General features: G+C 72.9%; 19 protein-coding genes. 11 read left to right on the top strand and 8 right to left on the bottom strand.

The genetic code is table 11. The features are described 5' to 3' along the window. Positions 1-45: 45 nt before the first annotated feature. The 3 genes from ACWGJ2_RS25835 to ACWGJ2_RS25845 form a co-directional block, all read right to left on the bottom strand. A complete protein-coding gene (locus tag ACWGJ2_RS25835; RefSeq protein ID WP_453348608.1) occupies positions 46-1,314 on the bottom strand; it encodes an FAD-dependent monooxygenase in 1,269 nt (422 codons plus the stop codon). 92 nt (positions 1,315-1,406) lie between these two features. Beyond that, entirely contained in the window at positions 1,407-2,438 is a 1,032-nt protein-coding gene (locus ACWGJ2_RS25840) for a hypothetical protein (protein WP_453348609.1), read from the bottom strand. A 377-nt stretch (positions 2,439-2,815) separates the two neighbouring features. Then, positions 2,816-3,802 (bottom strand): LacI family DNA-binding transcriptional regulator, encoded by a 987-nt coding sequence (locus tag ACWGJ2_RS25845; RefSeq protein ID WP_453348637.1) that lies wholly within the window; start codon positions 3,800-3,802, stop codon positions 2,816-2,818. Positions 3,803-4,094: 292 nt separating this feature from the next. Here ACWGJ2_RS25845 and ACWGJ2_RS25850 point away from each other — a divergent pair, with 292 nt between their 5' ends. From ACWGJ2_RS25850 to ACWGJ2_RS25870, 5 genes are all read left to right on the top strand, one after another. Beyond that, positions 4,095-5,036 (top strand): ROK family protein, encoded by a 942-nt coding sequence (locus ACWGJ2_RS25850; RefSeq protein ID WP_453348610.1) that lies wholly within the window; start codon positions 4,095-4,097, stop codon positions 5,034-5,036. Positions 5,037-5,238: 202 nt separating this feature from the next. Continuing rightward, a complete protein-coding gene (locus tag ACWGJ2_RS25855) occupies positions 5,239-6,579 on the top strand; it encodes an ABC transporter substrate-binding protein (protein WP_453348611.1) in 1,341 nt (446 codons plus the stop codon). A gap of 61 nt (positions 6,580-6,640) precedes the next feature. Further along, positions 6,641-7,555 carry a carbohydrate ABC transporter permease gene (locus tag ACWGJ2_RS25860; RefSeq protein ID WP_453348612.1) on the top strand — a complete coding sequence of 305 codons (915 nt, stop codon included), beginning with the start codon at positions 6,641-6,643 and terminating at the stop codon, positions 7,553-7,555. After that, positions 7,552-8,469, top strand: coding sequence for a carbohydrate ABC transporter permease (locus ACWGJ2_RS25865; protein ID WP_453348613.1), 918 nt, complete (start codon positions 7,552-7,554; stop codon positions 8,467-8,469). Before ACWGJ2_RS25860 ends, ACWGJ2_RS25865 begins: the two co-directional genes overlap by 4 nt. Positions 8,470-8,678: 209 nt before the next feature. Next, complete coding sequence (locus ACWGJ2_RS25870) at positions 8,679-9,215, top strand: hypothetical protein (RefSeq protein WP_453348614.1); 537 nt, start codon at positions 8,679-8,681, stop codon at positions 9,213-9,215. A 96-nt stretch (positions 9,216-9,311) separates the two neighbouring features. Here the strand turns inward: ACWGJ2_RS25870 and ACWGJ2_RS25875 are convergent, their stop codons facing one another. Together ACWGJ2_RS25875 and ACWGJ2_RS25880 are read right to left on the bottom strand one after the other, a co-directional pair. Beyond that, a complete protein-coding gene (locus ACWGJ2_RS25875; protein ID WP_453348615.1) occupies positions 9,312-9,653 on the bottom strand; it encodes a DUF4873 domain-containing protein in 342 nt (113 codons plus the stop codon). Then, positions 9,650-10,585, bottom strand: a complete 936-nt coding sequence (locus ACWGJ2_RS25880) for a DUF6597 domain-containing transcriptional factor (protein WP_453348616.1) — start codon at positions 10,583-10,585, stop codon at positions 9,650-9,652. The genes ACWGJ2_RS25875 and ACWGJ2_RS25880 overlap by 4 nt, the downstream gene beginning before the upstream one ends. A gap of 64 nt (positions 10,586-10,649) precedes the next feature. Between ACWGJ2_RS25880 and ACWGJ2_RS25885 the strand changes: the two genes are divergently transcribed. Next, complete coding sequence (locus tag ACWGJ2_RS25885; RefSeq protein WP_453348617.1) at positions 10,650-11,270, top strand: TIGR03086 family metal-binding protein; 621 nt, start codon at positions 10,650-10,652, stop codon at positions 11,268-11,270. A 174-nt stretch (positions 11,271-11,444) separates the two neighbouring features. Further along, a complete protein-coding gene (locus ACWGJ2_RS25890; protein WP_453348618.1) occupies positions 11,445-12,560 on the top strand; it encodes an NUDIX domain-containing protein in 1,116 nt (371 codons plus the stop codon). A gap of 500 nt (positions 12,561-13,060) precedes the next feature. Here the strand turns inward: ACWGJ2_RS25890 and ACWGJ2_RS25895 are convergent, their stop codons facing one another. Beyond that, positions 13,061-14,506 (bottom strand): M20/M25/M40 family metallo-hydrolase, encoded by a 1,446-nt coding sequence (locus ACWGJ2_RS25895; RefSeq protein WP_453348619.1) that lies wholly within the window; start codon positions 14,504-14,506, stop codon positions 13,061-13,063. A gap of 473 nt (positions 14,507-14,979) precedes the next feature. Here ACWGJ2_RS25895 and ACWGJ2_RS25900 point away from each other — a divergent pair, with 473 nt between their 5' ends. Continuing rightward, on the top strand, positions 14,980-16,149 hold the full coding sequence (locus ACWGJ2_RS25900) for a geranylgeranyl reductase family protein (RefSeq protein WP_453348638.1): 1,170 nt from the start codon (positions 14,980-14,982) through the stop codon (positions 16,147-16,149). 95 nt (positions 16,150-16,244) lie between these two features. Here ACWGJ2_RS25900 and ACWGJ2_RS25905 read toward each other — a convergent pair whose 3' ends face one another. Next, the gene (locus tag ACWGJ2_RS25905) at positions 16,245-16,751 is read right to left on the bottom strand and encodes a nitroreductase family deazaflavin-dependent oxidoreductase (protein ID WP_453348620.1); all 507 of its coding nucleotides are present in this window, start codon (positions 16,749-16,751) and stop codon (positions 16,245-16,247) included. A 217-nt stretch (positions 16,752-16,968) separates the two neighbouring features. On the opposite strand from ACWGJ2_RS25905, the gene ACWGJ2_RS25910 reads away from it, so the two are divergent. The 3 genes from ACWGJ2_RS25910 (at position 16,969) to ACWGJ2_RS25920 (ending at position 20,047) form a co-directional block, all read left to right on the top strand. Beyond that, positions 16,969-17,676, top strand: a complete 708-nt coding sequence (locus ACWGJ2_RS25910) for a TetR/AcrR family transcriptional regulator (RefSeq protein ID WP_453348621.1) — start codon at positions 16,969-16,971, stop codon at positions 17,674-17,676. 146 nt (positions 17,677-17,822) lie between these two features. After that, on the top strand, positions 17,823-19,385 hold the full coding sequence (locus ACWGJ2_RS25915; RefSeq protein ID WP_453348622.1) for a sensor histidine kinase: 1,563 nt from the start codon (positions 17,823-17,825) through the stop codon (positions 19,383-19,385). Beyond that, positions 19,382-20,047: a response regulator gene (locus ACWGJ2_RS25920; RefSeq protein WP_453348623.1), complete on the top strand. Its 666-nt coding sequence runs from the start codon at positions 19,382-19,384 to the stop codon at positions 20,045-20,047. The genes ACWGJ2_RS25915 and ACWGJ2_RS25920 overlap by 4 nt, the downstream gene beginning before the upstream one ends. Here ACWGJ2_RS25920 and ACWGJ2_RS25925 read toward each other — a convergent pair. After that, positions 20,008-20,403, bottom strand: coding sequence for a DUF6332 family protein (locus ACWGJ2_RS25925; RefSeq protein WP_453348624.1), 396 nt, complete (start codon positions 20,401-20,403; stop codon positions 20,008-20,010). The two genes, ACWGJ2_RS25920 and ACWGJ2_RS25925, sit on opposite strands and share 40 nt — an antisense overlap. Positions 20,404-20,697 lie beyond the last annotated feature (294 nt).

The raw sequence follows: 20,697 nt of genomic DNA on the forward strand, positions 1-20,697 counted from the left end.
TGTGCCGCTCACGGGCTGGCGCGCCGGTCAGCGGGGGAACTGGTGTCAGCGGGGGAACTGGTAGGAGAACGCGGTGCGGTCCGGGTCGTTCAGCGGTGTCCCCCGCCACAGCCACTCGTAGGAGAGGTCCGACTCCCCGGTGAAGTTCCGCAGCTTCGCGTCCCGTTCGCGCTGCTCGGGGCCGTCGGGGTAGTGGTAGAAGGTCTTGTTCCGCAGCGAAGCGTCCTGGACCATCCCCGCGTGCTTCGCGCGCCGGTCGACGTAGCGCCGCAGCGCGCCCTCGGCACCGGAACGGGTGACGGCGCCCAGCTCCTCCGCCAGTACAGCCGCGTCCTCCATGGCCTGCGAGGCGCCCTGTGCCTGGTACGGGAGCATGGCGTGGCAGGCGTCGCCCAGCAGCGCGACCCGGCCGTCCATCCACACCGGGTCGCGGCGCCGGTAGTGGAGCGCGAAGCAGGTCACGTCGTCCTTGGCCTTGGAGAGCATCGCCGGAACCCGGTCGTCCCAGCCGGGGTAGGCCGCGGCCAGCTCCCCTGGCGAAGCGGGCGCCGTCCACTTCTCGGCGACCTCGTCGCTGCACGGTACGCAGGCCACGACGTTGAGGTATTCGCCGCCCCTGATCATGTAGTGCACCAGGTGCCGGTCGGGGCCGTACCAGATGGTGCTCTGGAAGCGGTCGACGAGCCAGCGCGTCGCCGGGTCGGCGGCGATCAGGTCGCCGGGGATCAGGGCGCGGTAGGCCATCTCGCCGGAGAAGACGAGGGTGTCCTCGCCGCCGATGAGATCGCGCACCCGGGAGCGGATGCCGTCGGCCCCGACGAGCACGTCCGACGCGTAGCGGGTGCCGTCGTCGGTGACCGCGACGGGCCGCTCCGGGTCCGAGGTGTCCAGCTCGGCCACCCTGCTGCTGGTGTGCAGGGCGACGGCGGGCCCAGGCCCCTCGGGGTCGGTGCAGGCGTCCATGATGACGCGGTGCAGGTCGGCGCGGTGGTAGTGCCAGTACGGCGCTTCGTAGGTGTCCTTGCAGAACGCGCCCAGCGGCGTCAGTCCGACGACGCTGCCGTCCTTCCAGCGCCGCCGCACCTGGTCCTGCGGCTCGGTGTGGATGGCCTCCAGTTGCTCGCGCAGACCGAGACCGAGCAGGACGCGGCTCGCGTTCGGGGCCGTCTGGATGCCCGCGCCGACCTCGCCGAGCTGCGGTGCCTGCTCCAGCACGGTCACGCGGATGCCGCGGTGCCGCAGCGCGAGGGCCGCGGTGAGCCCGCCGAGCCCGCCCCCGACGACGGTGACTTCGAACGACTGACTGGGCGCCAAGGCTGTTCTCCTCCAAGGGATCGGACGGGCAGGGATACCGCGGGCGGGCGGGTGGTCGCCGCCGTCGGCCGCCTTCGGTCAGCGATCAGCGGTCAGCGGTCGGCGAGCACTCCGGCCGACACGACCCGGGTGCCGTCCACATCGACCGTGCAGCCGCGCATCGCGATGTCGAGGTGCGCGTACGACTCCCGGCCGAGCACGGGGTGCGGCCCCGTGGACCAGAGGAAGTTGCCCGCGAAGGCGCGCGCGTCCATGCCCATCAGGTCGCCCTTGCCGTACATCGCGGTGGCGAACCAGTCGGCCGTGCGCATCAGCCCCCAGCCCATGTGGGAGAGGCTGCGCGCCCACTGGTCGTCCGCGTCCTCGAAGAACGTCTCCAGCAGCCGCGCCTCCGCGCCTCCGGAGACCTTCTCGATGTGGCCCGAGGCGATCTGGAGCGTCACGGGTTCGCGCACGTACTCCTTGAACGGGAGCAGGATGTCGCCCTCGGCCAGCACGAGCTGCCCGTCGGAGATCTCCGGCCAGCACAGCACCATCGTGCTCGGCCAGTGGTCCCAGCGGCCCGGGTCGTCGGCGAACCCGACCTGGAACTCCGGCTTCGAGCCCGCCAGTTGGACCGTCAGCTCGGTGCCGGCGTCCGAGGTGACGTGCATGACCGAGGACTTCTGGAGCAGCTCGGTCTCCCGGTGCACCAGGGCCTTGTCGCTCTCCTTGGGCAGGTTGCGGATCAGCACGTCGGGCGCGTCGCAGACGAAGATGATGCGCGTCCCGGCGCGCAGGATCTCCTGCTGTACGGGGGCGTGGATGAAGCCCTCCCTGGTGAGGTCCACGACCAGGTCGGCGGACTTCAGCAGGTCCTGCGCCGCCGTGTCGTCCAGGACCGAGGTCAGCCCGGGGCCCGCCCCCGTGTGGGTGCTGGGCATGGGCGCGGGGCTGCCGCCCGGCACGGTCGCGGCGATGACGTGGGCGCCCAGCGACTTGGCGGCGCCGAACGCGGCGGCCACGTAGTCCCCGCGGCTGCCGGGCTCGGAGAGGACGACGACGTGCTCGTCCTCCCTGACCTTGCACAGTTCCAGTTCGCGGGTGAAGGCGTCGAGCAGATCGACGGACGAGAGGTCGAACACGGGTCCCTCCAGGATCTTCAGGGCTGCGGTCTTCGTCTTCGCGGGGCACGGCACAGGGAAGCGGCGGTCACGGCACGCCGGACCACAGGCCCGCGCGGGCCGGAAACGTCAAGAGAGCGGAGTGGAGTGGAGCGCCCGGCGCTCGGCGGGCGGGGTGCACGGAACGGTACGAAAGCAGCGGGGAACGGCCCGCCGCACATGGCCTGAGCAGGGGAAACATCGTTCGGGTTCGGTGCCCGACGGAGATAATCCGAACACGTACTAACTCGGGTTGGCAAGGCCCGTGCAGCGAGTTGACGCGGATCTTTCACGGACGACATCGCACCGTCACCGCGCGCCGCCGCGGAGGCGTCCCAGGCCCCGCCCCTCCGCCGACGTCAGTCGCGCGGCGCCAGCTCGCCCGAACCCCGGGCGATCAGCCGCGTCGGCTGCGCCACGCGGCGCGGCGCGTCGTCCGCGCCGTCCAGCCGCCGGAAGAGCAGCTCGGCCGCGCTGCGCCCCAGCCGCGCCGGGTCCTGCGCCACGACGGTCACGGGCGGCGAGAGCAGGTCGGCCAGCTCGAAGTCGTCGAACCCGACGAGCGCCACGGGATGTTCGCGCTCGGCCAGCACCCGTACCAGCGTGACCGTCACCCGGTTGTTGCCCGCGAAGAGCGCGGTGACCGGCTCGGGCCCCGACAGCATCGACGCCGCGTCCACCCGTACGCGCTCCGGCCCCGTGCCGCCGAGCGCCAGCCAGGAGGGGCGCACGGGGAGACCAGCCTCTGCCATCGCCGCCTCGTAGCCCCGCAGCCGCTCCGTGGCCGTGTGGATCTTGGGGTGGTCGCCGATGAAGCCGATGCGCCGGTGGCCGTGCGCGATGAGGTGGGCCACGCCCTCCCGCGCGCCGGTGAAGCTGTCCGAGAGCACCATGTCCGCCTCGATCAGCCCCGGCGGGCGGTCCACGAAGACCGTGGCCACGCCCGCCGCGATCTCGGGCTCCAGATAGCGGTGGTCGTCGCTGGCCGGGACGATGACCAGCCCGTCCACGCGCCGGGCGCACAGTGCGAGGACGAGTTCGCGCTCGCGGTCGGGGTCCTCGGCGCTGGAGCCGTTGATCAGCAGCGCCCCGTGCGTCCGCGCGACCTCCTCCACCGCGCGGCTGAGCGGCGAGTAGAAGGGGTCGGCGAGGTCTTCGAGGACGAGCCCGATGCTGGCGGTGCGGCCCTTGCGGAGGATGCGGGCGCTGTCGTTGCGGCGGAAGCCGAGCGCGGTGATGGCCTCCTGGACACGGTGCTCGGTGTCGGGCGAGACGCCCGCCTCGCCGTTCACGACCCGGGAGACCGTCTTGAGCCCCACCCCCGCGCGCGCCGCGACGTCCTTCATGGTGGGCCGGGTGCCGTAGCGGCGCTCAGGGCTACGGGTGGCGGGGCGAGCGGGATCGGCCACGGTCTCCAGTCCTTGTTCGTACGTACGGCGTCGTACGGCGTCGTGCGTGTCGGGCGGCGCCGGGCGGCGTCGGGCGGCGTCGGGCGCGGCGTCATGCGACGTCGTGCGGCACGGAGCAGCATAGCCCGGAAGGCGTAAGGCTGGACAACGTTGTCACAAGGGGTCAGACTTGCCCCCGGACCGTTCCCGGCAGGGGAGCGGACGGCCTGTCACCAGGAGAACAACGCCCATGCACACCGACCTCGTCGCCGCTCTCGACATCGGCGGCACCAAGATCGCGGGCGCTCTGGTGGCAGGCGACGGCGGACTGCTGGCACGCGCGCAGCGCCCCACGCCCGCGCGCGCGGAGGGCGGCGCGGTCATGGCCGCCGTCGGCGAGGTCCTGGACGAGCTGGCCGCGTCACCGGAGTGGCCGAGGGCGGGCGCCGTCGGCATCGGCAGCGCGGGGCCCGTGGACGCGAAGGCGGGCACGGTGAGCCCCGTCAACATCCCGGGCTGGCGCGACTATCCGCTGGTCAGTGGTGTACGCGAACACGTCGGCGGGCTGCCGGTCACCCTCGTCGGGGACGGCGTCGCGATGACAGCGGCCGAGCACTGGCAGGGCGCGGCACGCGGGCGCGCCGGCGCGCTGTGCATGGTGGTCTCCACGGGGGTCGGGGGCGGGCTGGTGCTCGGCGGGAGGCTGCATCCGGGGCCCACGGGCAACGCGGGCCACATCGGTCACATCAGCGTCGATCTCGACGGCGACCCCTGCCCGTGCGGCGGGCGCGGCTGCGTCGAGCGCATCGCCAGCGGCCCGAACATCGCGCGCCGCGCGCTGGAGGCGGGCTGGCGCCCTGCCGCCGACGGCGACACGAGCGCGGCGGCCGTGGCCGCCGCGGCGCGCGACGGTGACCCCGTCGCCGCCGCCTCCTTCGGGCGGGCCGCGCGGGCGCTGGCCGCGGGCATCGCCGCGACCGCGACGCTGGTGGAGATCGAGATCGCGGTGATCGGCGGCGGGGTGGCGAACGCGGGCGACGTCCTCTTCGCGCCGCTGCGCGAGGCGCTGGACGAGTTCGCGACGCTCTCCTTCGTACGGGGCCTGGAGGTGGCGCCCGCGCAGATGGGCACCGACGCGGGGCTGGTCGGGGCAGCGGCGGCGTGCTGGGAGCAACTGGGCGCTGGTTCCTGAAGCGGGCTCCCGGGAGAGGCGTCGGGAAAGGTGTGCGCGCGCCAATTGCCGTGACCCGTACGGCTGTTGGAAGCTGTTGGGCTCGGTGCGGTAACGCTTGTTCGGCCCGCTGTCGAAACTCTTGACTGCGCCCTGACCGTGCAGTGGTATCTCCCCCTCGCGTTCGGTTGTGTGCGGTTCGACCCGGGAGGGCGGAAAGACCATGGCGCAATCATCGTTCAGTGAGAGGCCGGGTGTGCCCGGTGGTTCCGGTGGGTTCGGCATAGCGAGGGGCGGTCCGTCCCGTCGGGCACTGCTGCGGGGGACGGCCGCGGGAGCGGGAGCGCTCACCCTGCCGACGCTGCTGAGCGCGTGCGGCGGACCCGGCGGCGACGGAAAGACCGTCACGATGGGCTCCAACGCCTCGGACAAGGTGCCGCGCAAGGCGTACGCCGAATCGTTCGCCGCCTACGAGAAGAAGTCGGGGAAGACGGTGAAGGTCAACACCGTCAACCACGAGTCGTTCCAGGAGAACATCAACCGCTATCTCAAGGGCAGCCCCGACGACGTCTTCACCTGGTTCGCCGGCTACCGCATGCAGTTCTTCGCCGAGCAGGGCCTGCTGACGGACATCAGCGACGTGTGGAAGGGGCTCGACGGCTTCTCGGACGCCATGAAGAAGCAGTCCACGGGCGAGGACGGGAAGCAGTACTTCATCCCCTTCTACGTCTACCCGTGGGCCGTCTTCTACCGTAAGAGCGTCTTCGACAAGTACGGCTACGAGATCCCGAAGACGTTCGACGACTACCGCGCCCTCGCCAAGAAGATGGAGAAGGACGGGCTCATCCCCATCGCCTTCGGCGACAAGGACGGGTGGCCCGCCATGGGCACCTTCGACTACCTCAACATGCGGGCGAACGGCTACGACTACCACCTCGGCCTGATGCGCGGCGAGGAGTCGTGGACCTCCAAGCGCACCCGCGACGTCTTCGACCTGTGGCGCGGTCTGATGCCGTACCACGACGAGGGCGCCAACGGCCGTACGTGGCAGGAGGCCGCGCAGACCCTCGCCAAGAAGAAGTCCGGCATGGCCGTCTTCGGACTCCCGCACCCGGGCCAGCAGTTCCCCGAGGACGAGCGCGACGACCTGGACTTCTTCCCCTTCCCCGAGATCGACCCCGCCATCGGGACGGACGCCGTCGAGGCACCCATCGACGGCTTCCTGATGTCGAAGAAGGCGAAGAACGACGAGGCGGCCAAGGACCTGCTGAAGTTCCTGGCGACGCCGAAGGCGGAGCAGACCTATCTCGCCCACGACCCCAGCAACATCGCGGTCCACGAGAAGGCCGACACCGCGGACTACGACCCCCTCCAGAAGAAGGCCGCCGAACTCATCGGCGGGGCGAAGGACATCTCGCAGTTCATGGACCGCGACACCCGCCCCGACTTCGCCTCGACGGTGATGATCACGGCGATCCAGCGCTTCATCAACAAGCCGGACGACATCGACGGCCTGGTGCGGGACATCGAGGCGCAGAAGAAGGAGATCTTCGGCGCCGACTGAGCCGGAGCCCTCCCGAACCGTTCCGTTCTGTTCCGATTCGACCGACGAGGAGCACCGCGCCGTGCAGCTCAGCAGAGCCCGGCGCGCCGGACGGCGGGGAGCGCGTCGCTACACCACGCGCGATCTCGCCGTCCTCGGCGTGCTGCTGGGGATACCGATCCTGATCGACGTCGTCATCATCTGGGGCCCCACCCTGGCCTCCGTCGCGCTGTCCTTCACCGACTGGGACGGCATCACGGAGCTGGAGTGGGTCGGCGCGGACAACTACCGCTCCCTCGTCTCCTCCTACCCGCCCTTCTGGCCCGCCGTCCGCAACAACCTGCTCTGGCTGCTGTTCCTCGGCCTCGTCGCCACACCCTTCGGCCTGCTCCTGGCCGTGCTCATCGACCGGGGCGTGCGCTTCAGCCGCTTCTACCAGTCCACCCTCTACATGCCCGTGGTGCTGTCGCTGGCGATCGTCGGCTTCATCGCGCAGCTCGTCTTCTCCCGTGACCAGGGTGCGCTGAACGCGATCCTCGCGAACCAGGACCACCCCGTGGACTGGATCGGCGACCCGGACCTCAACATCTGGGTCATTCTGCTCGCCGCGGGCTGGCGGCACGTCGGCTATGTGATGATCCTCTACCTCGCCGGCCTGAAGTCCGTTGACCCGAACCTCAAGGAGGCCGCGGCCCTCGACGGGGCCGGGGAGCGCCAGATGTTCCTGCGGGTCGTCTTCCCCGTGCTGCGCCCGGTCAACGTCATCGTCGGCGTCATCACCGTCATCGAGGGGCTGCGGGCCTTCGACATCGTCTACGCGGTCAACAAGGGCCGCAACGGGCTCGAACTGCTCTCCGTCCTGGTCACCGACAACATCATCGGGGAGGCCAGCCGGATCGGCTTCGGCTCGGCCATCGCCACCGTGCTGCTCGTCGTCTCACTGGGGTTCATCGTGACCTACCTCGTCCAGGAGTTCCGAGGGGGGAAGCGCCGATGACCGTCTCCGCGCCGACGACCGCCCCCGCGCCGACGCCGTCGACGCCCTCCACCCGCCCACGGGTGCGCACGGGGCGGCTGGGGCTGCACGCGTTCCTGGCCGCCGTCTCCCTCGCCTTCCTCGCACCGCTGCTGCTCGCGGTCTACGCCTCGCTGCGGCCGTACGAGGAGACCGCGGAACACGGCTACTTCTCCCTGCCGCGCAGCCTCTCCTTCGACTACTACCGGCAGGCGTTCACCGACTCGGGGATGGGCACGTACTTCGTCAACTCCCTGCTGATCGCGCTCCCCGGGGTGCTGATCGTGCTCTTCCTCGCGTCCTTCGTGGCCTTCGCCGTGACGCGGCTGCGGATGCGCGGCCAACTGTTCCTGCTGGTCCTGTTCACCGCGGGCAACCTGCTGCCGCAGCAGGTGATCGTCACGCCGCTGTACGTGCTGTTCAACCGCGTGCCGCTGCCGTACTGGATGTCGGACTCGATGACGATGTACGACTCGCTGTGGGCCGTCATCGCCGTGCAGGTCGGATTCCAGCTCGGCTTCTGCGTGTTCGTCCTCTCCAACTTCATGCGGACCCTGCCGCACGAGATCCTGGAGGCGGCGATCGTCGACGGCGCCGGAGTATGGACGCGGTACTGGCGGATCACGCTCCCGCTGTGCCGGCCGGCGCTCGCGGCGCTGGGCACGCTGGAGTTCACCTGGATGTACAACGACTTCCTGTGGGCGCTCGTCTTCATCTCCAACGGCGACAAGCTCCCCATCACCTCGGCGCTGAACAACCTCCGGGGCCAGTTCTTCACCGACTACAACCTCCTGGCCGCGGGTTCCGTCCTCGTCGCGCTCCCCACGATCCTCGTCTTCCTGCTGCTGCAACGGCACTTCATCGCCGGGCTGACGCTGGGGGCCGGGAAGGGGTGAGAGGCGAGGGCCGGGTGGTCCGGGCCCGTCCGACGAGTCGGCGGAAAGCGCTTGTTGAACACAAAACGGTCACGGGCTCTGACGGCTACTTACCACCCACGCATCCCGCCGGATACTGTCCGTCTCCTCGCAAGAGGGGGGACTTGCTCATGTCATATCCGAATACGCCATATCCACCCGGACCGCCTGGACCGCCGACCGGGCCGCCCATGCCGCCGCAGCGCGGCCCCCGTACGGGGAAGATCATCGGCTTCGGCTGCCTCGGCGCCGTCGTGATGGTCCTCCTCGTCGCCGCCCTCGGCGTGGCCCTGACCGGGAGCGGCGACGACGGCGGCAAGGCCAGGGCCAGGGCCGAGGCCGCGGAGACGTCGGCGAAGGCGGAGGCCGAGGCCGGACCCGAGGCGGACAAGGCCGAGAAGACGGACAAGGCGGAGAAGGCCGAGAAGGACAAGGCCGGGCCCGCGGGCGACGAGGTCACCATCAAGGTGTGGGGCGACGCGCCGTCCGGGGTGGACATCATCTACGGGAGCGAGACCGAGAACCTGGAGGGCTCGGGGCTGCCGATGACCAAGACGCTGCCGCTCAAGGAGGACGCGGGCTGGTACATGGTCAACGCGCAGTTGCTGGGCGGGGGAGACATCCACTGCTCCGTCACCGTGGACGGCGAGACACGGACGGCGCACGCCAGGGGCGGCTACAACGTCTGCAACGCGCAGCTCAGCGACACCGGCTTCGGCTGGGACTGACCCCCACACCTGTCGTGGCGGTCCCGCGGTGCCCCCAGCACGGCGGGGCCGTCACTCCGCTCGCGCCCGGCCACCTGGCCGCCCGGCCACCGTCCGCTACGCCGGGCCCTGGCCCTCGCCCGAGACCTCGACGGGACCGAACCCGGCACCCTTGACCAGCACCCTGCCCGCACGCCCGTCGGGCAGCCGGACCGTCGCCGTGTCGCCCTCCAACTGCGCCCACAGGCTCCGGCCGGGTTCCGCCGAGCGGATGGTGCCGGACCAGGACGTCTCGGGGTCCGTCGGCGCCAGGTGGAGGGCGGCCTCGACGGCGATCTCCACACCTCCGCTGATCAGCCTCGCGGGCCCGCGGTAGAAGCTCTCCATGGCGATCAGTCTGGCAGCGGCGATGATCTTCCGCCTCCCGGCGTGGGCCACTCCGGCGACCGCGCCCGTCACCCCTGTCCCCCGCCCCGGTCCTGGCCGGCGGCGCGGGAGGCCGCCGCCGTCCTCGCGTACGCGGCGGGGGTGACGCCCACGGTCGCGGTGAAGTCCCGTACGAGATGGGCCTGGTCGCTGTAGCCCAGTTCGGCGGCCAGCCGCGCCCAGTCCGCGCCGGGACCGGCCGAGGCGCGCTCCAGCGCCTCGTGCAGGCGGTAGCGCAGGATGACCCACTTCGGGCTCACCCCCACGTGTTCCGCGAAGAGACGCTGCATCCCGCGCACGGTCATGCCCTCGCTCCGGGCGAACTCCTCCACCCGGAGGACAGAGCGGTCCCCGCGCACCCGCGCCACCAGCCGCCTCGCCCGCTCCGAGCCCGGCTCTGGACGCGGGCCCAGCGCGAGCAGGAACGCGTCCAGCGCCGCGACCCGCTCGTCCTCGTCCTCCGGGGCCAGCACCCGCGAGGGGACGTTGGGGGAGACGCGGGGGAAGACCTCGGCCAGGGGCGGGTTGCGTCCCGTGAGCGCCGACAGCGCAGGGGGCGACATCGGCGGACAGGACGACGTCGGCGTCAGAAAGGGGCGGAAGCCGCCGGGCCGGAACTGGATCCCGCACACGCGGCCCCTGCCCTCCAGCTTCGTGGAGAAGAGCCCGGTGCCGACCCCCGCCACCTGCGCCTCGGGCCCGCGCGCCCCGCCCCTGTCCTCGAAGACGACGTTCACGGAGGGGTGCGGCACGACGTACGAGACGTACGGCTCGTCGAGGTCCCAGTCGATCAGCCAGTAGTGCTCCACGCAGGAGAGCAGCGGTGCGGCGGGCGCGCGGCGCCGGAAGCGTACGCGCGCGAACAGGCCCGCCGCGTCCACGATGCCCCGCGTATCGCGCCGTGGCGCACCCGCGCCGGGCTTCTCCCCGCCCCGCGACTCGCCGTGACCTGGCGGAACTGCCATGGCGGCGATCCTATGTCGCGTTTCTTCAAGCCGGGGCCGCGCGCGTGTCCGTAGCGTCGCGGCCATGACGAACAGCACTGACGGCACGGGCCGTGTGGACGACACGATCAGGATCGGCGGACTGATGGAGAACGCGGCGCGCGCGGCGGCCCCCGTGGTGCGCGGTGTGGAGGACGCGCAGCTCGGGCTGCCGACGCCGTGCGCGGAGTACGACGTGCGCGCTCTGCTCAACCACCTCCTCCACGTGGTCATCGGTTTCCAGGCCCTCGCCGCGAAGGGCACGGCGGACTTCTCCACCACGCCCGACTACGTCGCCGAGGGCGGCTGGCGCGACCGTTTCACGGCGGAGACCAGGAAGCTGGCCGGGGCGTGGGCGCGGCCAGGAACGCTGGAGGGGGTCTCCGGAGGGTTCGGGATGCCCCAGCTCACGGTGGCGCACATGGTGCTGGGCGACATGACCGTCCACGCCTGGGACCTCGCCCGCGCGACGGGCCAGGACTTCACCCCCGACGGCCCCGCGCTCGCCGAACTGGCGCCCGCCTTCGCCGAGCTGGCCCCCATGGCGCGGCGGATGAAGGTCTTCGGGGAGCCCGTGCCCGTGCCCGAGGGGACCCCCGCCTTCGAGACCCTGCTCGCCGCGACCGGGCGCGCCCCCGACTGGAGCCCGCGACCGGCGAACGCCTGACGGCTCCTCGGCTCCTCGGCTCCTCGCTTCGCGTCCTCCGGACCCCCGTCAGCCCCTCGCGCCCCAGGTGGCACCCCCGTACGCCAGGGGAGCCCGACGGCGGCGCCCCGGCGCGTTTCCGTGGCAGGGTGGAACGGGCACCCCAACGGGGGCGACGGAAGAGGGGGACGCATCGTGATCGTGTGGCTGAACGGCGCCTTCGGCGCGGGCAAGACCACAGCGGCGAACGAACTGCTTGATCTGCTTCCCGGAAGCACGCTCTACGACCCGGAGCTGATCGGCACCGGCCTGAGAGCGATGCTCCCCAAGGAACGCCTCGGCCGGGTCGACGACTTCCAGGACCTGCCCTCGTGGCGGCGGCTCGTCGCGGAGACCGCCGCCGCGCTGCTGACGGAGGTCGAGGGACCGCTGATCGCCCCGATGACGCTGCTGCGGCAGGAGTACAGGGACGAGATCTTCGGCGCGCTCGCCGCCCGCCGCGTCGAGGTCCGCCATCTGCTGCTGCACGCCGATGAAACGATCCTTCGGGCACGTATCGACCAGCGTGCCGCCACCGAGGGCAAGTCGTCGCGACGCTGGTGCCTCGGCCATCTGCCGCACTACGGTGCCGCGCTCGGCTGGCTCTCGGCCGAGGCCCACGCCATCGACACCTCGCGGCTCACCCCACGTCAGACGGCGGAGCGCATCGTGGACGCGATACGCGACGGTGCCGGGGCCATGGACATCGTGCAGACACCGGAACCGACGGCCGAGACCGTCGCCGCCGGGGTGCTGCTCTTCGACGAGCACGACCGCGTGCTCCTCGTGGACCCGACCTACAAACCGGGCTGGGAGTTCCCCGGCGGCGTCGTCGAGGCGGGGGAGGCCCCCGCGCGGGCCGGGATCCGCGAGGTCGCGGAGGAACTGGGGCTGCGGCTGGAGAGGGAACCACGCCTCCTGGTCACCGACTGGGAGCCGCCCCGCCCGCCCGGCTACGGCGGGCTGCGCCTCCTCTTCGACGGCGGCCACCTCGGCGCGGAGGCGGCGGGCACGCTGCTGCTGCCCGGCGCGGAACTGCGCGGCTGGCGCTTCGTCACCGAGGACGAGGCCGCGGGCCTGCTGCCGCCCGTACGGCTGGAGCGCCTGCGCCGCGCGCTGCGCGCCCGCGAGGAGGGGTGCCCGCTGTATCTGGAGGCGGGGATCCCGGTGGGCGCGGGCTCCCGCGCACGCGAACCCGAGTGGGAGCGGGAAGCGGAACCGGAGCGGGTGCCGGGGCGCGGCCGTGACGGCGCGGCGGTCGGAGAGAGCTGAGGGCTGAGCCGGTCCTGGCCGGGGCGGTCTGCCCCGGTCACCCTGCGGGCTACGTGTGCGTCGTCGCTCAGCTTGGCTGCGGGCGACGCGGCGGGAAGTGCGCCGAGGCCGGGGTGGTCTGCCTGGCCGCCTCGCGTGCTGCGGGTGCGTCAGCGTGCACGCTGCGGTTCTGCGTCGCTCAGCTCGGTCGGGGGGGCAAGGCCACGGGACGGCGCGGCGGTCGGGGCGGGCTGAGCCGGTCCTGGCCGGGGCGGTCTGCCCCGGTCACCCTGCGGGCTACGTGTGCGTCGTCGCTCAGCTTGGCTGCGCGTGACGCGGCGGGAAGTGCGCCGAGGCCGGGGTGGTCTGCCTGGCCGCCCTGCGTACTGCGGGTGCGTCAACGTGTGCGCTGCGGTTCTGCGTCGCTCAGCTCGGTCGGGCGCAACGCAACGGGTGGCGCGCCGCGGCCGTCCCGGCCGGGACCGGCTGACGCCGCTCGGGCGCCCGCCGGTCGGGGGCGCTCAGTCCTGCCGTGCGTAACGGCGCAGGAAGTGTGCCTCGGCCACGGACATCCGCTCCAGTTCCTGGGGCGAGACGCTCTCGTTCACGGCGTGGATGCTGGCCTCGGGCTCGTTGAGACCGATCAGCAGGATCTCCGAGTGCGGGTAGAGCGAGGCGAGGGTGTTGCACAGCGGGATGGAGCCGCCCTGGCCCGCGATCTGCATGTCCTCGCCGTCGTACGCCTCCCGCAGCGCGGCGGCCATCGCCGCGTACGCGGGGCTGCCGGTGTCGGCGCGGAACGGCTGGCCCTGGCCGACCCGTTCGACGGACACTCGCGCGCCCCACGGCACGTGCGCCTCCAGGTGCGAGACCAGCAGCTCCCCGGCCTTCGCCGCGTCCACACCCGGCGGCACCCGCAGGCTCACCGCGGCACGCGCGCTCGCCTGCACGGAGGGGGTGGCCCCCACGACGGGCGGGCTGTCGATGCCCAGCACGGTGACGGCGGGGCGGGCCCAGATGCGGTCGGCGACGGTGCCGGAGCCGGTCAGCTCCACCCCGTCCAGCACCTTCGCGTCGCGCCGGAAGCCCTCCTCCGTGTACTGGAGGCCCTGCCAGCTCGCGTCCGTCTCCAGCCCGTCGATGACGGTGCTCCCGTCGGGCGCGCGCAGCGAGTCGAGGGTGCGGATGAGCGCGGCCAGCGCGTCCGGGGCCGCGCCGCCGAACTGGCCCGAGTGGAGGTTGCCCTCCAGGGTGTCCACGCGTACCCGCAGCAGCGACATGCCGCGCAGCGTCGCCGTGACGGTCGGCAGGCCCACGCGGAAGTTCCCCGCGTCACCGATGACGATGGCGTCCGCTGACAGCAGCTCCGGGTGCTCCTCCGCGTACCGTTCGAGCCCGCCCGTGCCCTGCTCCTCCGAGCCCTCGACGATCACCTTGACGTTCACCGGCACTCCGCCGTGCGCCTTCAGCGCGCGCAGGGCGAGCAGGTGCATGATCACCCCGCCCTTGCAGTCGGCGCTGCCACGCGCGTACCAGCGCCCGTCCTCGCGCTCGGTGAGCGTGAACGGCGGCGTCAGCCAGGCGTCCTCGTCGAGCGGAGGCTGCACGTCGTAGTGCGCGTACAGCAGCACTGTTGGCGCGGCGGCGGGGCCGGGGAGGAAGCCGTAGACGGAGCGGGTGCCGTCGGGGGTGTCCAGCAGGGCGACGTCCTCGAAGCCCTCGGCGCGCAGCGCGTGGGCGACCCAGTCGGCGGCGGCCTCGCACTCGCTGACGGGGAACTGCGCGGGGTCGGCCACGGAGCGGAAGGCGACCAGCTCGGCCAGCTCGGCGCGCGCCCTCGGCATGAGCCCCGCGACGGTGGCGGCGATCCCCGCCCCGGCCCCGTCGAGGGCGTCCGCGGCACCGCCGCCCGTGGTGCCGTCGGGGAGGCTGTCGGCGGTGCCGCCGAGGTCCGGGCTGTGGTCCATGGGAACGCTCCTTGTGGGCGCGACGTTGGGCACGTACGTACGGACATGTGTACTGCACATGCGTACGAGTCGGTGCCGCCGATCCTCCCACAGCATGGGCCGGTGAGGGCGCGCCGTAGGATGCGGACGGCCATACCGGAGCCGAGGTCGAGCGGGAGCGGAAGCACATCGTGAGCAGCGAGAACGCAGCCGGAGGAGAGGGCCGGGGCACCGAACGGGGCGAGAGCGGGAGCAGTCCGGACACCGGGCGCACTCCCGACGGTGCCGGGGTGTCCGAGGGTGCTGAGGTGTCCGGGAAAGCCGAGGTCCCTGACGGTGCCGAGGTGTCCGACGGCGCTGAGGCCCCCGACGGTGGTGAGCTTCCGGCGGTCTCGGAGGAGCGGGGCGCCTCGGAGGAGCCGGGAGAGCAGGCGGAGCCCGGGGAAGAGCCCGCAGAGGGATCCGAGGCGGGGCGCGAGGCGCGCGTCTGGGACGTGGTCGTCGTCGGCGGCGGCCCGGCCGGGGCATCCGCCGCCTACGCCGCCGCCGTAGCGGGCCGCCGCGTCCTGCTGCTGGAGAAGGCCACCCTGCCCCGCTACAAGACCTGCGGCGGCGGCATCATCGGCCCCTCGCGCGATTCCCTGCCCCCCGGCTTCGAACTCCCGCTGCGCGAGCGCGTGCACGCCGTCACCTTCTCGCTGAACGGCAAGCTGACGCGCACCCGCCGCTCCCGGAACATGCTGTTCGGCCTCATCAACCGGCCGGAGTTCGACCAGGCCCTCGTCGAGTCGGCGGTCGAGGCGGGCGCGGAGATACGGACGGGCGTCACCGTCTCCCGCGTCGAGCAGCACGGCCCGAACGTGCCGGACCGTCGCACCGTCGCCGTCGTGCTCTCCGGCGAGGACGAGCCGGTGCTGGCCCGTGCCGTGGTCGGCGCCGACGGCAGCGCCAGCCGCATAGGCGCCCACGTCGGGGTGAAGCTGGACCAGGTGGACCTCGGCCTGGAGGCGGAGATCCCCGTGCCGCCGAGCGTCGCCGAGGACTGGGCGGGCCGGGTCCTGGTCGACTGGGGCCCGCTCCCCGGCAGTTACGGATGGGTCTTCCCCAAGGGCGACACCCTCACCGTCGGCGTGATCTCCGCGCGCGGCGAGGGCGCGGCCACCAAGCGGTATCTGGACGACTTCATCGGCAGGCTCGGGCTCGCCGGGTTCGAGCCCAGCATCTCCTCGGGGCACCTCACGCGCTGCCGCTCGGAGGACTCCCCGCTCTCGCGCGGGCGCGTGCTGGTGTGCGGGGACGCGGCGGGGCTGCTGGAGCCGTGGACGCGCGAGGGCATCTCGTTCGCGCTGCGCTCGGGGCGGCTGGCGGGGGAGTGGGCCGTGCGCGTGGCCGAGTCGCACGACGCCGTGGACGCCAGGCGCCAGGCCCTCAACTACGCCTTCGCCATCAAGGCGGGGCTGGGCGTCGAGATGGGGGTCGGACGACGGCTCCTGCGGATCTTCTCGCGGCGCCCCGCCATGATCCACACGGCCCTCACGGGTTTCCGGCCCGCCTGGAACGTCTTCGCCGACTTCACGCGCGGCGCCACCTCGCTGGCCGACATCGTGCGGAACCGGCCGGTGGCGCGGCGCGCGCTCGACACGCTGGACAAGGCGGGCGCGTAGCGCACTCCGCGAACGCGGGTGCGGGTGCGGGTGGCGGGTGCGGGTGGTGGGTGCGGACGCGGGTACGGGCGCGCGACGGGGCGGCCGCTTCGCTGCTACGGAGCGGCGTGCCCCGCCCGGCCCGCCCCGCCCCCGTCTTCCGCGTCACCGTCGAGAACGGTGATGCGGAAGACGGGGTGCTTGGGCGCCGCGGCGAGCAGCTCCGCGTCCGACGAGCCGGGGCCCACCCCGTCGAAGAAGGCGCCGGCCTCCCACTTCCACTTCTTGAGGTACGCGCGCAGCAGGTCCGGCTTCTCGCCGTCCGGGACCTCGACCGCGGTGAATCGCCGCACGCGTCTGCCCCGGTGCAGCTCGCCGCCGCCCGCCGCGCGCATGTTGTGCGTCCACTGGACATGACCGCGCGCCGCGACGAGGTAGAGCCCGCCGCCGTGGGCGAGCGGATTGACGGGCGTACGCCGCCACTCGCCGCTCTTCCGGCCGCGCACGGCGAGTATGCGCGAGCCCGCGACGCTGACGCCGCGACGGACGAGCCAGGCGATGGTGGGGTTGAGCAGCCGGCGGGTGATCCGGCCGGGGGTGAGAACGTGCTGGTCAGTGGCCATGTGCGGGTTTCCCTTCGCTGAGCGGTGCACTGGTTGGGAGCAGTGACCGGGTTCGAGAGCGGTGACCTGGTGCGCGGTCGGTGATCCGTTTCGAGAGCACTGCTCTCGCTTGTGGGCAGTGTTGCAGGATCGGTGCACCAAAGCAAGAGCAGTGCTCTCGAAACGGATCACCGCTCTCGTTGTTGGTCGGCGCTCTGGAAGCTGGCACACTGGCCGCATGAGCAAAGTCGAGGGCGCCAGGCAACGGGCCCGCAGCGAAGTCACCGCCGCCATCAAGGACGAGGCGCGCCGCCAGCTCGCGGAGGGCGGGGCCACCAAGCTCTCCCTCCGCGCCGTCGCCCGCGAGCTGGGCATGGTCTCTTCCGCGCTCTACCGCTACTTCCCCAGTCGCGACGAGCTGCTGACGGCGCTGATCATCGACGCCTACGACGCCGTCGGCGCCGCGGCCGAGAAGGCGCTCGTCCGCGCCGAGTCCCAGGCCGACTCCCACTTCGCCCGCTGGCAGGCGGTCTGCCGGGCCGTACGCGAGTGGGTGCTGGCGCATCCGCACGAGTACGCGCTGATCTACGGTTCGCCCGTCCCCGGTTACTCGGCGCCGCAGTCGACCACGGGCCCCGCCTCGCGGGTGTGGCTCGCGCTGTTCGCCGTGGTCCGTGACGCGCACGCCGCCGGTGCGCTCCGTGAGCCCGACGCGACGCACGCCGCGCCAGCACCCGTACGCGATGACGCGCGCCGTCTGCTGGACCGTCTCGGGGTCGAGCTGCCGCCTGCCGTCGCCGCCGAACTGGCCGCGACCTGGGCACAGCTCTTCGGGCTGCTGAGCTTCGAGCTGTTCGGCCAGTTCGAGAACGTCGTCACGGACAGGGGCGTCTTCTTCGACCACGCCGTGACGGGACTGGCACGCGGGGTGGGCCTCGTGCGGTGACGGCCGACGCCGGCGCGGGGCCGTTCGCGGCGCTGGGCTGTTCGCGGCGCGGGCCCGGCAGGAGCGGGGCGTACTCCCGGGGGAGTACGCGTGATCACCGCGCTCGGCCGACGCGGCCCCGGCCCGCGCGGGGCTAGCGTGACGTCATGAACCCCCGCCGAGCCTTCCGCAGCTCCGGCGGCCTCCGTGCCCTCCGTGCGCGCGGTGGCCCGCCCCGGCGCCGTGAGGACGGCGGCCCCGGACCCGTGGCGAAGGGCGGCGGCGCGGCACGCGCTCCCCGCGAACCGGACGACGCACCCCGCGAGCGCACCGGCTCCCCGCACCCGGCCGACCCGCGCGGCGACGACAGGCGCACCGCTGCCCCGCGCGCCGACGAACCCCAACGGCACCCCCGGCACCCCTGGCCCCCGCCTTGGTCCCCGCCCTGGCGGCGGTGGCTGGAGGAGCCCCGTGCCGACCGGCCGCTGCCGTGGCTGTCCTCGCTGGCCCTGCTCGTCCTCCAACTGGTGGGCTCCAGCGTGGCCGCCGCCAACCAGCTCGGCGACCGCGTGCCGCTCGACCCGTTCGCGCGCGTGCTGCTCGTGCTCGGACCCGTGTTGCTGATGCTCCGTCACCGCTGGCCCGGCACGGTCGCCTTTGGTACCTCGGCCGTCGCGACGGTGTATCTGGCCGCCGGTTATCCGTACGGGCCCATCTTCGCCAGCGTGGCCGTCGCGGTCTTCTCCACCGTCGTCTCCGGGCGCCGCTACGCCGCCTGGGGCGCGGCGGGCGCCTTCTGGGCCGGACACCTGGTGACCGGGCACTGGCTCTACCGCTGGCTGCCGCCCTCAGGGGACGGCCCGGCGCCCTGGGGCTCCGAGCTGTTCATCCTCGCCTGGGCCGCCGTGATCGTGACCGCGGCCGAGCTCGCCCGCACCCGCCGCGAGGAGTGGCTGCGCCGCAGGGCGGAGGCGCGGGAGGCGGAGCGGCGCCGGGCCGACGAGGAGCGGCTGCGCATCGCCCGCGAGCTGCACGACGTGCTGGCCCACAGCATCTCTGTCATCAATGTCCAGGCGGGCGTCGGCCTCGCACTGCTCGACTCCGACCCCGACCAGGCCCGCACCGCGCTCACCACCATCAAGGCGGCCAGCAAGGAGGTGCTCGGCGAGGTGCGGCAGGTGCTGGACACCCTCCGCGCCCCGGGCGACGCGCCCCGCGCCCCCGCGCCAGGCCTCGGCCGCCTGCCCGAACTCGCCGACCAGGCCGAGGGCGCGGGCCTGCGCGTCACCACTGAGACCGAGGGCGCCGTCTGCCCGCTGCCGCCGGGCGCCGACCTCGCCGCGTTCCGCGTCGTCCAGGAGGCCCTGACCAACGTCGTGCGCCACTCCGCCTCCCGCACGGCCCTGGTGCGCCTGCGCTACGGGGAGCGCGAGCTGGAACTCACCGTCGACGACGAAGGCCCGGCCCACGGCGTCGGCCCCACCGGCGGCGGTAACGGGCTCGTCGGGATGCGCGAGCGCGCGTCCGCGCTGGGCGGCTGCGTCGAGGCGGGGCCACGGGGCGACGGCGGCTTCCGCGTCGTCGCGCGCCTCCCGCTGACGTCCGCCGGTACGGCGCCGGACGCCGCCCCGCGACCGGACGGCCCGCCGGACCCGCCGGACCCGCCGGTCGGCCCACCGCACGCCCCGTCGCGCCCGGACCCGGAGCACCCGCAGAAGGAGGCATCGTGATCCGCGTACTGCTCGCCGACGACCAGCTCCTGGTCCGCGCCGGGTTCCGCGCGCTGCTGGACGCGCAGCCCGACATCGAGGTCGCGGGCGAGGCGGCCGACGGCGAAGAGACGCTGGTGCTCGTGCGCGAACTGCGCCCCGACCTGGTCCTGATGGACATCCGCATGCCCCTGCTCGACGGGCTCGCCGCCACCCGCCGCATCACGGCGGACGCGTCGCTGAGCGAGGTGAGGGTCGTCATGCTGACCACCTTCGAGCTGGACGAGTACGTCTTCGAGGCGCTCAGATCGGGCGCCTCCGGGTTCCTCGTCAAGGACACGGAACCCGAGGAACTGGTGCGGGCCGTGCGCGCTGTCGTGCACGGCGACGCGCTGCTGTCCCCGAGCGTCACGCGCCGTCTCATCGCCGAGTTCGCCGCCCGCTCCAAGGAGCCCACGGCCACCGCAGGGCTCGACGAGCTGACCGAGCGCGAACGCGAAGTGATGGCGCTGGTGGGCATCGGGCTGTCCAACGAGGAGATCGCCCGCAGGCTGGTCGTCTCGCCGCTCACCGCGAAGACCCACGTCAGCCGCACGATGGTGAAGCTCGGCGCCCGCGACCGCGCCCAACTGGTGGTGCTCGCCTACGAGTCCGGGCTCGTCCGGCCCGGCTGGCTCGGCTGACGGGCCCGGTGGCGCCAGCGCACCAGCACGTACGCGACGCGTGCGGCGAACACCGTGACCGCCGTCAACTTGGCGGCCAGCAGCCAGGGCCCCGGCTCCGCCGGGTGCGCGAGGGCGACGGGGAGGGCGAGCGCGAAGTAGGCCAGCGCGGCGAGGAGTCCGCCCGTGACGACGGCGAAGCCCGTCTCGACGGTGGTCGCGTCCCGCTCGGCCTGTGTCCTGGGCCCCGCGCCGGGCCGCCCGGGGGTGTCCGGGTCCCCGTGCGGTGAGGTCGGATCCGCTCCCCGGCCCGCTCCCCGGTCCGCTTCCGCGTCCGGCCCTGTGCCCGCGCCCGCTCCCGATCCGGTACCGGTCATCGGGTGCCTCCCCCCCGGGGGTCCTGGCCCCGTCCCCTTCGTCTCCCCGTACGCGGGGGCGGGCACACCTCGTGCGCGGGGCACGTACTGGCTTCAGGAGGTGAAGAGGTGCGTCCGTTCGGCTGGCCGGTGAGGGACTGCGTGTTCAGGTCTTGACCCCTCTCTCGCCTCCGGGTTTGACTGCGATCACTCAAGTTGCCTGGTGCATCTTCCGTACGCCTCTGCCGAAACGCCTCTGTCGAAGTCGAAGGAGACTCACGTGGCCGGGAACGTCAGCCGTCGCAGCGTGTTCAA

This window comes from Streptomyces sp. NPDC054796, from assembly GCF_053611545.1.

Bases quoted from the DNA above. Each gene is read 5' to 3' on its own strand.
- ACWGJ2_RS25925 (WP_453348624.1), bottom strand. From the start codon at position 20,403: ATGACCGGTACCGGATCGGGAGCGGGCGCGGGCACAGGGCCGGACGCG.
- ACWGJ2_RS25855 (WP_453348611.1), top strand. From the start codon at position 5,239: ATGGCGCAATCATCGTTCAGTGAGAGGCCGGGTGTGCCCGGTGGTTCC.
- ACWGJ2_RS25845 (WP_453348637.1), bottom strand. From the start codon at position 3,802: ATGAAGGACGTCGCGGCGCGCGCGGGGGTGGGGCTCAAGACGGTCTCC.
- ACWGJ2_RS25895 (WP_453348619.1), bottom strand. From the start codon at position 14,506: ATGGACCACAGCCCGGACCTCGGCGGCACCGCCGACAGCCTCCCCGAC.
- ACWGJ2_RS25880 (WP_453348616.1), bottom strand. From the start codon at position 10,585: ATGGCAGTTCCGCCAGGTCACGGCGAGTCGCGGGGCGGGGAGAAGCCC.
- ACWGJ2_RS25905 (WP_453348620.1), bottom strand. From the start codon at position 16,751: ATGGCCACTGACCAGCACGTTCTCACCCCCGGCCGGATCACCCGCCGG.
- ACWGJ2_RS25885 (WP_453348617.1), top strand. From the start codon at position 10,650: ATGACGAACAGCACTGACGGCACGGGCCGTGTGGACGACACGATCAGG.
- ACWGJ2_RS25865 (WP_453348613.1), top strand. From the start codon at position 7,552: ATGACCGTCTCCGCGCCGACGACCGCCCCCGCGCCGACGCCGTCGACG.
- ACWGJ2_RS25870 (WP_453348614.1), top strand. From the start codon at position 8,679: ATGCCGCCGCAGCGCGGCCCCCGTACGGGGAAGATCATCGGCTTCGGC.
- ACWGJ2_RS25915 (WP_453348622.1), top strand. From the start codon at position 17,823: ATGAACCCCCGCCGAGCCTTCCGCAGCTCCGGCGGCCTCCGTGCCCTC.
- ACWGJ2_RS25850 (WP_453348610.1), top strand. From the start codon at position 4,095: ATGCACACCGACCTCGTCGCCGCTCTCGACATCGGCGGCACCAAGATC.
- ACWGJ2_RS25910 (WP_453348621.1), top strand. From the start codon at position 16,969: ATGAGCAAAGTCGAGGGCGCCAGGCAACGGGCCCGCAGCGAAGTCACC.